The following is a 13,023-nucleotide window of genomic DNA, read 5'->3' as shown; positions in this document are numbered from 1 at the left end:
TCCAACACAAAATCGGTGGGGCGGTAGTCTGCCAGATTGATGACCTGGCCCATGTCTGTACGCATTGTGTTCCCTGAAGACCGTTGTCGATGCCTGAGACAGAAGCGAATGCTCTGCCGTTAAATTTGCCGGCATAATTACAATAAAGTCTGAAATAACTTTAAAGCGAATGCAAGCAAAGCAAGTTTCATGGACGCAATGGTGGAGATGCTTGGAGGACAAACCGCGCTATCTCAGATTGAGCACAGACCGCACGCCAACATCGTCCCCGGTCCGCTGAACGACACCCGTACCACACCCATCCGACTGCTGATGAATGTTGGCCAATGAAAATGTACGGGAGCGAAGAACCAAATATTGTCATTTTTGACTGTTCATCGGACAAAACGCCTGCCACAGTCATGATGCGTCGAATCTGGCGTGCTTTCCTGCCATAAACAACTTTAACACGAGTTCTGACATGCAGCCGGCCTTTGGAAATCCGCTGAGAGGTATTGCGTTCAAAGTGGCCTCGGTGGTCGTCTTTCTCGGCATGCAAACCTTTATCAAGCTCGGCGGTACAGATATCGCACCGGGGCAGGTGACGTTCTACCGCTCCTTCTTCGCGCTCTTTCCGATCATGGCTTACCTCGCCTATCGCGGGCAGCTGCAAGCGGCCTTTTATACGGCAAATCCGATCGGCCATCTGAAGCGCGGTACGATCGGGATCGTTTCCATGGGCTTCGGCTTCTACGGTCTTTTGCATCTGCCGCTGCCGGAGGCGATTGCACTCGGCTATGCAATGCCCCTGGTCGCGGTGATATTCGCGGCAGTGTTCCTCGGCGAGACGGTCAGAATCTACCGCTGGAGTGCGGTCTTCTTCGGTATGGTGGGTGTCGCCATCGTCTCATGGCCGAAGCTGACGCTTTTCAGGCAGGGTGGCATGGAGGCGGAGCAGGCGGTGGGAGCGATTTGCGTCCTGATTGCCGCCGTGCTCGGCGGCATGGCGATGATCCAAGTTCGCAAGCTGGTCGAAGAGGAAAGGACGGCCACGATCGTTCTTTACTTCTCGATCATCGCATCGCTCTTCTCTCTCGCGACCCTGCCATTCGGCTGGGCTTCGCTCGAACTTCGGACGGTGCTTCTGCTGGTCGCGGCCGGTTTTTGCGGCGGCGTTGCGCAAATCCTTCTGACGGAAAGCTACCGTCATGCGGAGGTATCGACGGTGGCGCCCTTCGAATACACCTCGATCCTTCTCGGCGGCATCATTGGCTATTTCCTCTTTGGCGATGTCCCGGGGGGCCATATGATGGTCGGAACGGCGATTGTCATCGCAGCCGGGATATTCATTATCTACCGGGAACATCAGCTCGGTCTGGAACGCCGCCGCGCGCGGCAAGTGGGCGGGCCGAAGACCTGAGTATATCGATAGAGTTACCGCCGCCCACTGGCGAAATCTTAGGATACCAACCAGTCTGTGAATGTGGTTCTTGAAAATGACGAAACGTCATTTATTCAAAGCCTTGCATGTCTGATTGGCTGCTGATGCCGGACCTGGTTCCTGCCCTTCGCTGCCCCCGAACGCTGGCTTGCGAGCGGAGGTGCGTATGAGCTTTACGGCGGAACAACTGTCGCGACATCCCGGCTTTCTGCTCAGCATCCGTCATCTAGCTGGCACTTTGCGGAGCATGTTCGACGCCGCTCCGCGTCTCGCCCGCATGCTCACCTCACATCAGCGCTGGCTCCTCACCCAAACAGCCTATGCGCTTGCGATGCAGCACGATTCCAACGATCCCTCGTCGGGCTTCTCGGCAGTCGCGTTAACGGCTCTCATTACGCAATACAAGGTGGCGAGCCGCAACACTGTTCTAAACTTCATCGAGGAACTCTTCACCTATCGCTTTATCGCGCATGCATCGGGCGAGGCGGGGCGCCGCCGCCCGCGCCATTTCGGACCCACCGAAGTCAGCCATCAGGCCATGTGTGGATGGCTTCTCGCCAATCTCACCGCCCTCGATTTATTGGACGACAGCGATCGCGCCGCTTATTTCCAGGCGCACCCTGAACTGATCCGGATCGCTCAGCCTCTGCTTGCCCGCAACTGTCTTGAAGATACCGCCTGGCGGGAGCCGCCCGCGCAGATCGGGCTCTTCTTGTGGACGGCGGCCGGCGGGCTGGTGGTGGATCACCTCTTGGCAAGGGTCGACCTCGACGGCGCGGATGCGGAGAGATTCAGTGTCGGGCGGGTCGAAACCCGCAATCTTGCCAGCGATTTCATGATGTCGCGAACGCATCTGCAGCGTCTCTTCGCAAAAGCGGTGCAGCGAGGCTGCGTCGGGTGGTACGACGAGCCGAAGAAGACGGAACTCTGGGTCTCGCGTGAATTTGTCCGCGAATATTGCGCATGGCAAGCGGTCAAATTTGCCTATGTGGATCAGGCTTTCCACTTCGCCAAGGCAGAATTCGAGCGCATGCCGGTCAGGGCGCCGGCAACGGTCTAGCGCATACGCGATTTCCTTCACTGGAGGTGATCGCGCTCAACTTCGTCGGAAGCAGCAGCCCGATGCCGGGCCGCGCATTCATCTCAGTATTCTTGAAAATCCGCGAAGATCGCGGCAGGGCGTGTCGTCCGGCTGCTGACGCCGGTGCCGCGGGCGATCATCTGCTCGTTGGTGGCAAAGCCAAGACGGCTGTAACCCTGTGTGGTGCGAACCGGATCGCTTGCGACGCGCAGGGTTTCAAACCCGCAGTGGATAGGACGAAAACGTGTGCTCATTGCCTTGGTTCCTGTCAGATTCCTCCCAAGACACCTCTTATATTGCAGCGCAGCATCGATTCCGCAATGCATTATATTAAAATGCAGGTATGCGGAGCGCGCATGGATATTGTCATAAAGAGTTGGTATTCGGCTATTTTGTAAGCAGACCAAGCGATATGAGCCGGGAGCGAAACGCCAGCAGATCATTCCAGGCAAGTCGCTTGTTGATGGGCGCGGTCAGCAGATCCTGAGGATGCAGCGTCGCGATCGCTGGTATCTGAATCGATCCCGCGCCGATCTCCTTCCACTGGCCCCGCAGACCATGAATGCTGTCGTTCTCACCGAAGAAGAAGCGAGCGGCGAAATTGCCGAACAGCAGGATGACCTTCGGTTCAGCGAGGGCGATCTGGCGCTCGATGAAAGGCCTGCAGATGTCCATTTCGGCAGCGGAAGCAACCCGGTTGCCCGGCGGACGCCAGGGGATGACCTGCGTCAAAAGAATGTTTGTGCGATCAAGTCCGATCGCCGCCAGCATCTTGTCGAGCAATTGGCCGGGCCGTCCGGCAAACGGCATCCCCTCGCGATCGTCGTCGGCACCCGGCGCCGAGCCGATCACCATGATGCCGCTTTCAGCATTGCCGGTGGCAAAGATCGTCGAACGCGCGCTGTGCTTGAGGTTGCAGCCGTTGAAGGCTTCGAGAGCAGTCTTGAGCTCGGCAAGCGATCGGGCGCTCTCGGCGGCAAAGCGCGCCTGCTGCACTGCTTGGCCATCGGGAATGGCAGGCTGCGGCCGGGCGGCGGCGCGTTCGGCCGGCGCGGGCGCCTGGCGTTGCGTTGCCGTTGGCGGCTGCGGCCGTCGATCGGCTGGCGGGAGGGGTTGGGCAGCAGGGGCAGCGTTGCGCCGCGCGGCCTTCATCGTCTCGAACTCGGCGAAGCGGTCGATCGCTTCCTCCTCCAGCAGCCATTCGACGCCGGCTTCCGCATGGAAATGCAAAAGCGCGGCAAGCTCGGCCGGAGAGAGTTCGTTGACGGAAACCATTCGGCGACCTTAGCGAAGTGGCAGCGGCAATGAAAGGGTAGGCGGCGCCGCCCGCAGCTATTGCACAGTCCATTGCGCGATGTCCTCGCGCTCGCCGATCAGCGCAAGCCCGTGGGCGATGGAGAGAAGCTCGCCGCCCGTTTCGATCCTGTCGTGATCGAAGCGTTCGGTGAAGATGCGGCGGACGGCCGGCACAAAGGAGGTCCCGCCGGTCAGGAAGACCTTGTCGATGGCATCGGCGCTGGTCTGGGTCTTCTCCAGGACTTCGTCGAGCGCGCCTTCGATCCGCGAGAGATCATCGGCGATCCAGCTTTCGAAGTCCTTGCGTTTTATGGTTCGGTGACCGCCGCGGCCGAGCGGCGCGAAATCAAAGGGTGCTTCATCTGCGGCAGAGAGCGCCATCTTGGTGGCCGAGACGGCCTGATAGAGCGGGTAACCCTCGTCGTGATCGACGAGATCGATGAAGGTTTCGAGCTTCTCCGGCTCGAGCGCGGTGCGCACCAGCTTCCTCAGATCCTCGAATTCACGAGAGGTTTTGAAGATCGACAGCTGGTTCCAGCGGCCGAAGCTGGAATAGTAGTTCGACGGCACCTCAAGGATCTTGTCGAAGCTCTTGAAATGACTCCCCTTGCCGATCTGCGGTGCGACGATGTTGTCGATCATCCGGTAGTCGAAATGATCGCCGGCGACGCCGACGCCAGAATGGCCGATCGGCGTTGCGGTGAGCTTGCCGGCAATGGTTTCGAAGCGGATCAGCGAGTAGTCCGTCGTGCCGCCGCCGAAATCGGCAACGAGCACCGTCGCGTCGGACTTCAGGTTCTGCGCGAAGTAGAAGGCGGCGGCCACCGGCTCGTAGACGTAGTGAATTTCCGGAAAGCCGAACCGCGAGAGTGCTTCGTTGTAGCGCTGGGTCGCCAGCGCTGGGTCGGGATTGGCCCCGGCGAAGTGCACGGGCCGTCCCGCGACGATACGGCTGACCTCCGTCGACCAGTTTTCGCCTGCATAGGTGCGCAGCCGCCTGATGAAGATCTCCATCAGGTCCTCGAAGCTGTGCCTCTTGGCGAAGATCAGGGTGCCCTGGAAGAGGGCACTTGCCGCAAAGGTCTTGATCGATTGCAGGAAGCGGCACTCGCCGGGATTGTCGATGAACTGCCGGATCGCTGCATGTCCCGCCTCGACCTTCAGGGCCGCTCGCCCAAGCTGCGGATCCTTCATGAAGGAGAGCGCGGTGCGCATGCTGTCGGCGGTGCCCGCCGCGCTTGTGAACGCCATCGAATGCGTCGTCCCGCCATTCGCCGTGGCGAGAACCGTGTTCGTCGTGCCGAAATCAAGACCCAGCGCCTGAGCCATGGCCGCACCTCTTTAAGCCGATTGTCTATGGGAACGAAGCCGTGTGCTTCGCGGGGCGCAGAACGAGCGCCGGAATTAGGGAGGCACGTGATGCCACAGCGGACCCGTCGATTCAAGGGGTCGTGCCGGAAATGAAACGGGCGCCGAAGCGCCCGCCTTTTGGATCATTCCGCTGCGATCGCCGTCGGAAGTTCTTCCTCCGGATACCGCTTCTTTCGGCGTCCGAAACTTTGGACCCAATTATTCAGCCTGCCCATCTCGATGAAGATGACGGGCGTGATGAAGAGCGTCAGGGCCTGGGAAACGATCAAGCCGCCGACCACCGCAATACCCAGTGGCTGGCGCAATTCCGAGCTGGCGCCGGTGCCGAGCGCGATCGGCAACGCGCCGAGGAGTGCGCAGAACGTCGTCATCATGATCGGTCGGAAGCGTCGCACGCAGGCTTCGTGGATCGCCTCCGTAGGTGTCATCGACGTCGATCTGAGGTTTTCCAGCGCCACGTCGATCATCATGATCGCGTTTTTCTTGACGATGCCGATCAGCATCAGCAGACCGATGAGGGCGATGATCGAGAGGTCGAAGCCCATGACCTTCAGGGCCAGCAGTGCGCCGAGGGCGGCGGCGGGCAGGCCGGAGAGGATGGTCAGCGGGTGGATGAAGCTCTCGTAGAGCACGCCGAGGACCACATAGATCGTCAGTACGGCGGCGATGATCAAGAGCGGCGTGTTGCCCTGCGACTGCTGGAAGATCTGCGCCGAGCCGCCATAGGACGTGAAGACATCCGACGGCATGTTGATGTCCTTCTTGATCTGGTCGATCGCCGCCGTCGCATCGCCGAGGGATTCCCCGGCCGGCAGGTTGAAGGAGACCGTGGTCGAAACGAGCTGGCCCGTCTGGTTGATGGTAACCGGACCGGTCGTGCGCTCGACATGCGCGAAGTTCGAGAGCGGCACGAGGCTGCCGTTGCCGGAGGCGACGCGGATTTCCGCAAGCTTCTGGTCGTCCCATGGCTTGCTGGTATCGTATTCGACGATGACGTCGTAGCTGTCGCCGGTCGACTGGATTTCGGCGGCGGTGTAGCCGCTGAAGGATTCCTGCAGCGTGCGGCGCAGCTGGTCGTTGTCGATGCCGTAGGCGGCTGCCTTTTCGGAATCGATGACGATGTTTGCCTGCAGCGCATTGTTCTGCGCGTCCGTCGTCACGTCAGTGAAGCGCCGATCGGCCCTGAGCGCCGTCTGGATCTTGTTGGCCCAGAGGTTGGTCTGGTCGGCATCGAGTGCCTGGACGATGAGCTGATACTGGCTCGCCGTCTGGCGGCCGCCGAAGCGCAGGCTCTGGTTCGGCGTGACGAAGGCCTGCAGCCCGGGGATCTTGTTGATCGCCGTGCGCAGCTCGCGCAACGTCTGGTCAAGCGGCGGACGCTGGTCCTTGTCCTTCAGTTCGACGAACATCGTGCCGTTGTTCAGCGGCTTGCGGGCATTGCCGCCGACCGTCGACATGACATGGTTGACCGCCGGGTTCGCCTTGACGATGGCGGCCGCCTGCTGCTGCAGGGCCTCCATCGCCGGATAGGAAATGTCCTGGCGGGCCTGGGTGGTGACTTGCAGGCGGCCGATGTCTTCCTGCGGGAAGAAGCTCGCCGGCAGCGTCATGAAGAGATAGCCCGTCAGCGCGATCGAGGCGAGGAAGACGCCGAGGACCGCAGGACGGTTGCGAAGACACCAGCCAACGCCCCGGTCATAGCCGCGCAGCGTCCGCTCGAAGCCGGCATCGAAGATGCGCACGAAGAGCGGCGGCTGGCTGTGGTTCGGAGAAAGCCGCGAGCCGAGCATTGGCGTCACCGTCAGCGAGACGACCGCCGAGGAGATGATGGCGATCGCCACCACCATGCCGAACTCGTTGAAGACGCGGCCGACGACACCGCCCATCAGCAGGATCGGGATGAAGACGGCGATCAGCGAGACCGACATCGAGATGATGGTGTAGCTGACTTCGCCGGCGCCCTTGATCGCCGCTTCCCGCACTGGCATGCCGTCCTCGACATGGCGCAGGATGTTTTCCAGCATGACGATCGCGTCGTCCACAACGAGGCCCACCGCGAGCGTCAACCCGAGCAGCGAGATGTTGTCGATACTGTATCCCAGCACGTACATCATGCCGAAGGTCGAGATCAGCGATAGCGGTACGGCGAGACCCGGGATGATCGTTGCCGCCAGGTGGCCGGTGAAGAGGTAAATGACGAGAACGACGAGGCCGATCGTCAGGAGCAGCGTGAACTTCACGTCGGCGATCGCATCGCGGATCGGCTTTGCCGCGTCGTTCATGACGACGGTCTTCACCGAGGGCGGGATTTCGGCGTGAAGCTGCGGCAGCTTGGCGTTGATCGCGTCGACGACGTCGACCGTGTTGGCATCCGGCTGGCGCTGGATGGCGAGGATAATGCCGCGGTTTCCGTCGTACCAGCTGCCCGTATATTGGTTCGCCACGCTGTCCTGCACCTCGGCGATATCGCCGAGATGGATCGGCGCGCCATTCGGCGTCGCGACGACGAGCGAGCGGAATTCCTCGGCATTGGTGCGCTGCGTGTCGGCGTTGATCGTCATCGACTGCGAATTGTTCTGCAGCGTGCCGACCGGCGCCTGGCTGTTGGCGGCGGCAATCGCCTTGTTGACGGTGTCGATGCCGATGTTGCGCGTCAGCAGCTTGTTCGGATCGACCTCGACGCGCACGGCATAGGTCTGTGCGCCGAAGACGGTGACTTCGGCAACGCCCGGCAGTGTCGAGAGGGTCGGCGAGATGATGTCCTCGGCGATCTCGTCGAGCTTGCTGCGGGGCATCGTATCGCTTTGGACCGCAAGCAGCATGATCGGCGCATCGGCCGGATTCGTCTTGCGGTAGCTCGGCGGCGTCGTCATGTTGTCCGGCAGTTGCCGGGTCGCGTGCGAGATCGCCGCCTGCACGTCGGCGGCGGCCGCATCGATGTTGCGGTTCAGGTCGAACTGCAACACGATACTGGTATTGCCCAGCGAACTCGATGCGCTGATTTCGCTGATGCCGGGAATGGTCTCGAACTGCTTGATGAGCGGCGTGGCGACCGAGGTCGCCATGCTCTGCGGCGAGGCGCCGCTGAGTTGCGCCGAAACGTTAACGGTCGGAAAGTCGACCTGAGGCAGGGCGGCGACCGGCACAAGCTGATAGCCTGCGAGGCCGGCAAGCACGACGCCGATGGCAAGGAGCGTCGTCGCGACGGGGCGCCGGATGCAGAGATTTGGAATCATTGCTGATCCCCCGTCGCCACCATCTCCATCTGCCGCGGTTCGTCGGCCGAGGCGACGTTCAGCACCTTGTCGTCGAACTTCTCGTTGATCGCCTGCTGGTCGTTGAGCTGGCCCTGGCCTTCGATCACGACATGGTCGCCTTCCGAAAGGCCGGAAGCGACCGCCGTGAAGCCGCCGTTCGAGCGGGCGACTATGACCGGCGTCAGATGCGACTTGCCATCCTTGGCGACGAAGGCGAAGAAGCCGTCCGGACCGGGGCTGACAGCCACGGTCGGCACGACGACCTGCTGCTCGTCATTGCTGAAATGCACGACGATGTTGACCGATTGGCCGGGCCAGAGGGCGCCGGAGGCATTCTCGAACTTTGCCTTGGCGAGGATGGTGCCCGATGCCGTATCGACCGTATTGTCGTAGAAGCTGATCTCGCCCTTGCGGATTTCGCCCTTGGTCGAGTCGGGCGCCGTACTCACCTCGACGGGGCCGGCGGCAAGCTCCTGCTTCAGCTCGTGCAGGTAGCGCTCCTGCAGGTGGAACTTCACGTAGATCGGATCGTACTTGGCGATGGTAACGATCGCCGCACCGGCGTTGACGAAGGCGCCCTGGCTGACGGCGATGTCGCCAAGGCGACCGTCGAAGGGCGCGCGGATTTCCGTATGTTCGAGGAGCACCTGATCGGAGGCGAGCGTCGCCTTGTCGGCTTCCACCGTCGCGGCCGCCGTGTCGCGGGCGGCCTTGGCCTGGTCGTAGGTCTGTTGCGTTCCGGCATTTCGCGTCAGCAGATCCTGCGCGCGCGTCAACGCCGTTTCGGCTTCCGCGAGTGTCGCGCTGTCGCGGACGATCATCGCATTGTCCTTGTCGACCGTGGAGCGGGCCGTCCGGTCGTCGAGCTTGGCGATCAGGTCGCCGGCCTTGACCGTTGCGCCGTCCTGGGCGGCGATGCTGACGACGAGGCCCTGTTCCTGCGCGGCGATCGTCGTATTGTCCTCGGCGTCTGCCCATCCCGTGGCCGTGACGTCCATCGGCAGTGTCGTTCTGACGGCCGCGACCGTCTTGACGACCGTCGGGCCGCCACCGCCCCGCCGGTTACGCTGCCCGCCGCCTTGCCGGCCGGTTTGCCCCTGGCCGGCGGCTGTCTGTTGCGCATCGCCGCCTTGGTCGGCGGGCTTCCTGATCAGCTCCGAGACATAAGGAAGTTGTGCGACAAACGGGATCCTGTAGCCAAATTGCCAGACGCCAATGGCAGCTACAGCAATAACGCTAGCGGTTATCCAAGATTTCTTCATTCGTGAGACCGGTGTTGGCGGGTTGCGCGAAGTTTTCCGGTCCCAACTGTGCCACAGATACTGCAGCGCGAAAACGCTGCACCCTTTCAATAACTCGTTATAATCCCTTACAATTTCGTAATGATCGAATATTCGCTTTCGGCACCTGCCTTTAGACCGACCGCGCTGCGCCACCGTCGCAGCGGATCAGCGAGCCGGTGATATAGCTTGCCGGCTGGCTGCAGAGGAAAGCGGCGGTCGCGGCAAACTCCTCCACCTTGCCGTAACGACCGGCAGGAATGCGTGCTTCCTTGTCGCTGCGGACCTCCTCCATGCTTTTGCCGGTGCGCTTGGCGGCTGCGCCATCGAGATCATCAAGGCGTGCGGTCAGGATGCTGCCGGGAAGAAGAAGGTTGGTGGTCACACCATAGCTTGCGATTTCCGAGGCGAGCGTCTTGCTCCAGCCGGCAAGGGCAGGGCGCAGCGTGTTGGAAAGCGCCAGGTTCGGAATGGGCTCGATGACGCCGGACGAGGCGACGGTGAGGATACGTCCCCAGCCTTGCTCCTTCATGCCTGGAAGCAGGGCGTTGGTCAGCGAAATCACCCGCAGAACCATGGAGAAGAAATAGGTCTCCAGCTTCTCCGCTGTCATGTCCTCGGTCGTCCCCGGCGTCGGGCCGCCGGTATTGTTGACGAGGATGTCGAGGCCGCCGAGTTTCGCTTTCACGGCGGATGTCACTGTCTCGACAAACTTCTCGCCGGCGAGGTCTGCCCAGATCCAGTCGGCCTTGCCTTTGCCTTCGGCGTTGATTGCCTTGCAGTTCGCTTCGAGCTGCTCGCCGCTGCGGCCGCAAAGAAGCACGTTCGCGCCTTCGCGCGCCAGCGCAACCGCGATGCCGAGGCCAAGCCCACGCGATGAAGCCAGAACGAGTGCGCGTTTGCCGGCAATACCGAGATCCATGATGACTTCTTCCCTGAATGATAACCTGTGAAAGCCCTTGCGGCCGCTCTGCTACATAAATGGCACTTTGCCCGGATTGAAAAGATTGCCCGGATCAAAAAGCTGTTTCAGGCGGCGTGCTATTTCCACCTTCGTTGGATTTGCATGCGCAAGATATCCGTGCCGCTTGTCGAAACCGACGCCATGTTCGGCGGAAAAGCTGCCGCCGCTCGACGTGATGCCCTCGTAAACGGCATCGTCGATGGAGCGCTTGCGGTCTTCCGAGTCGATGCCACCGCGATCAATCGCGATATGCAGATTGCCGTCGGCGACGTGGCCGTAGATGAAGGGGCGGTAATCCGGATCGATTGCCGAGAGCCGTCGCTGCAATGTGGCGACATAGGAATCGATCGCGAGCGGCGGAATGGAGACGTCGTAGGACGGTGCATCGGGAAAATCGCGGTAGATGAACTCCGACCGCTCCCGCAACGCCCAGAAGCGGCGGCGCTGATCATGCGACTGCGCGATAATTCCGCCCGCAATGGTTGTGTGCTCCCAGATCTCCGCAAGGACGCCTTCCAGGCTGGCGGTAGCCTCTGCTTCGCTGGCGGCAGAAATCTCCACGAGCAGCACAGCGTCCGCATCGCCTTCGAGCCATCCGAGATGCAGTCCCTGGACCGAGGCGCTCCGTTCGTAGAAGCGCCGCCACATCAACTCCGCGCCTTCGAGACTGATGCCTGCTTCCGCTTCGAGCCGCGCAATGATGGCGAGCGCTGATTCGGCGCCGGAAACGCCGAGCAGCGCCGTCGCCCGGAATGCCCGGATAGCCTCGAGCTTGATGACGGCGCGGGTGATGAAGCCGTACGCGCCTTCCGCGCCGATCAGCAGCTGCTTGATATCAGGCCCGGCACTGACCTTCACGACGCGGGTCATGTCGTCGACGATGGTTCCATCGGGCAGCACGGCTTCCAGGCCGAGCACCAGATGCCGCATGACGCCGTTCCGAAAGGCGAGAATGCCGCCCGCATTGGTCGAGATCATGCCGCCGATCGCGGCGGTGCCCCGTGAGGCAAGGTCGATGCCTGGTATCAGGCCCGAGCTGGCCGCTGCCGCCTGCAGGGCCTCCAGTGTAACGCCGGCCTGGACAGTCGCGGTCCTTTCTGCGGCATCCACTTTTTCAATCGTCGTCAGCCGCGACGTGGACAGGATGAGCTCGCCTGCTCTGCTGACCGCACCTCCGGCAAGCCCCGTTCGGCCACCTTGCGGTACGATCGCGACGCCATTTTCGCCGCACCAGCGGATGGCGGCCGAGGCTGCTGCGGAGGAGGAGGGAAGGGCCATGACCCCGGCGCTGAGATTCTGCGGATGCTCGCCCGGATGCCGCCCCTTGAGGTCGTCGGGTCCAAGCACGGTGAGTTCCGCGTGAAGGCCGCGAAGTGCTGCGTGGATCTCTTCCGCTGTCAAAAGCGCCTGCCTTTCCTTTACGCCTTGAAAGGCTCTAGTCCGGAACGGCAACGTCAATCAAGCCGTCAATTTATATGACGTTGACGTAAGGATCACCGATTCATATCCTCCGCCAACTGGCATTGTGCGAATTGGAGGATTGGCTGTCGCTTCCCGGCTCGACAATGCTTTCCGGTTTTGACAAGAGAAGACCTGATATGGGGTTGTGGCTGCTTTGCGCGGCCGAGCGGAGACGGATGAATGACCGAGGTAACTGAGCTACCTGAACGCGAGGCGATGGAATTCGACGTGGTGATCGTCGGCGCCGGGCCAGCCGGTCTGTCGGCTGCGATCCGGCTGAAGCAGGTCAATCCGGAGCTCTCGGTGGTCGTGCTGGAAAAGGGGGCGGAGGTCGGTGCGCATATCCTCTCCGGTGCTGTGGTAGATCCCATCGGCATCGACCGGCTGCTGCCCGGCTGGCGCGAGGAGGAGGGCCATCCGTTCAAGACCGAAGTGACGGCCGACCATTTCCTGGTGCTCGGCCCGGCGGGCTCCGTTCGCCTGCCGAACTTTATGATGCCGCCGCTGATGAACAACCACGGCAACTATATCGTCTCGCTCGGCAATGTCTGTCGCTGGCTCGCCGGAAAGGCTGAGGAGCTCGGCGTCGAGATCTATCCGGGCTTTGCGGCAACCGAAGTGCTCTATAACGACGAGGGCGCCGTCATCGGTGTCGCCACCGGCGACATGGGCATCGAGAAGAACGGCGAGCCGGGCCCGAACTTTACCCGCGGCATGGAACTGCACGGCAAATACGTGCTGATCGGCGAAGGCGTGCGCGGTTCGCTCGCCAAGCAATTGATCGCCAAGTTCGATCTCTCGAAGGATCGCGAGCCCCAAAAATTCGGCATTGGCCTCAAGGAGCTCTGGGAGGTGAAGCCCGAGAACCACAAACCGGGCCTCGTGCAGCATTC

General features: G+C 61.6%; 10 protein-coding genes. 3 read left to right on the top strand and 7 right to left on the bottom strand.

The genetic code is table 11. The features are described 5' to 3' along the window. The first annotated feature begins 460 nt into the window (after positions 1–460). The gene (locus tag ACPYOJ_RS31900; protein ID WP_481419824.1) at positions 461–1,399 is read left to right on the top strand and encodes a DMT family transporter; all 939 of its coding nucleotides are present in this window, start codon (positions 461–463) and stop codon (positions 1,397–1,399) included. A 187-nt stretch (positions 1,400–1,586) separates the two neighbouring features. After that, positions 1,587–2,480, top strand: coding sequence for a hypothetical protein (locus tag ACPYOJ_RS31895; protein ID WP_481419823.1), 894 nt, complete (start codon positions 1,587–1,589; stop codon positions 2,478–2,480). 83 nt (positions 2,481–2,563) lie between these two features. Here ACPYOJ_RS31895 and ACPYOJ_RS31890 read toward each other — a convergent pair whose 3' ends face one another. The 7 genes from ACPYOJ_RS31890 to ACPYOJ_RS31860 all read right to left on the bottom strand — a co-directional run bounded on the left by ACPYOJ_RS31890 (position 2,564) and on the right by ACPYOJ_RS31860 (position 12,070). Then, entirely contained in the window at positions 2,564–2,755 is a 192-nt protein-coding gene (locus ACPYOJ_RS31890) for a hypothetical protein (RefSeq protein WP_481419822.1), read from the bottom strand. A gap of 133 nt (positions 2,756–2,888) precedes the next feature. Continuing rightward, positions 2,889–3,776 carry a uracil-DNA glycosylase gene (locus ACPYOJ_RS31885; RefSeq protein WP_481419821.1) on the bottom strand — a complete coding sequence of 296 codons (888 nt, stop codon included), beginning with the start codon at positions 3,774–3,776 and terminating at the stop codon, positions 2,889–2,891. Positions 3,777–3,833: 57 nt separating this feature from the next. After that, the gene (locus ACPYOJ_RS31880; RefSeq protein WP_481419820.1) at positions 3,834–5,126 is read right to left on the bottom strand and encodes an Hsp70 family protein; all 1,293 of its coding nucleotides are present in this window, start codon (positions 5,124–5,126) and stop codon (positions 3,834–3,836) included. Between the two features lie 164 nt (positions 5,127–5,290). Next, a complete protein-coding gene (locus ACPYOJ_RS31875) occupies positions 5,291–8,404 on the bottom strand; it encodes an efflux RND transporter permease subunit (protein ID WP_481419819.1) in 3,114 nt (1,037 codons plus the stop codon). Continuing rightward, the gene (locus ACPYOJ_RS31870) at positions 8,401–9,687 is read right to left on the bottom strand and encodes an efflux RND transporter periplasmic adaptor subunit (RefSeq protein WP_481419818.1); all 1,287 of its coding nucleotides are present in this window, start codon (positions 9,685–9,687) and stop codon (positions 8,401–8,403) included. Before ACPYOJ_RS31870 ends, ACPYOJ_RS31875 begins: the two co-directional genes overlap by 4 nt. Before the next feature lie 151 nt (positions 9,688–9,838). Beyond that, positions 9,839–10,627, bottom strand: coding sequence for an SDR family oxidoreductase (locus ACPYOJ_RS31865; RefSeq protein WP_481419817.1), 789 nt, complete (start codon positions 10,625–10,627; stop codon positions 9,839–9,841). Between the two features lie 51 nt (positions 10,628–10,678). Further along, complete coding sequence (locus ACPYOJ_RS31860) at positions 10,679–12,070, bottom strand: FAD-binding oxidoreductase (protein ID WP_481419816.1); 1,392 nt, start codon at positions 12,068–12,070, stop codon at positions 10,679–10,681. A gap of 240 nt (positions 12,071–12,310) precedes the next feature. Between ACPYOJ_RS31860 and ACPYOJ_RS31855 the strand changes: the two genes are divergently transcribed. Continuing rightward, positions 12,311–13,023 (top strand): NAD(P)/FAD-dependent oxidoreductase (locus tag ACPYOJ_RS31855; protein ID WP_481419815.1); only part of this gene is annotated, 713 nt, incomplete at its 3' end.

This window comes from Rhizobium sp. SVR5-9E, assembly GCF_056755095.1.
This window is presented reverse-complemented; position numbering and strand designations above follow the sequence as displayed.

Excerpts from the sequence above, each read along its gene's own strand:
- ACPYOJ_RS31875 (WP_481419819.1), bottom strand. The coding sequence starts at position 8,404 with ATGATTCCAAATCTCTGCATCCGGCGCCCCGTCGCGACGACGCTCCTT.
- ACPYOJ_RS31900 (WP_481419824.1), top strand. The coding sequence starts at position 461 with ATGCAGCCGGCCTTTGGAAATCCGCTGAGAGGTATTGCGTTCAAAGTG.
- ACPYOJ_RS31865 (WP_481419817.1), bottom strand. The coding sequence starts at position 10,627 with ATGGATCTCGGTATTGCCGGCAAACGCGCACTCGTTCTGGCTTCATCG.
- ACPYOJ_RS31895 (WP_481419823.1), top strand. The coding sequence starts at position 1,587 with ATGAGCTTTACGGCGGAACAACTGTCGCGACATCCCGGCTTTCTGCTC.
- ACPYOJ_RS31885 (WP_481419821.1), bottom strand. The coding sequence starts at position 3,776 with ATGGTTTCCGTCAACGAACTCTCTCCGGCCGAGCTTGCCGCGCTTTTG.
- ACPYOJ_RS31880 (WP_481419820.1), bottom strand. The coding sequence starts at position 5,126 with ATGGCTCAGGCGCTGGGTCTTGATTTCGGCACGACGAACACGGTTCTC.
- ACPYOJ_RS31870 (WP_481419818.1), bottom strand. The coding sequence starts at position 9,687 with ATGAAGAAATCTTGGATAACCGCTAGCGTTATTGCTGTAGCTGCCATT.
- ACPYOJ_RS31890 (WP_481419822.1), bottom strand. The coding sequence starts at position 2,755 with ATGAGCACACGTTTTCGTCCTATCCACTGCGGGTTTGAAACCCTGCGC.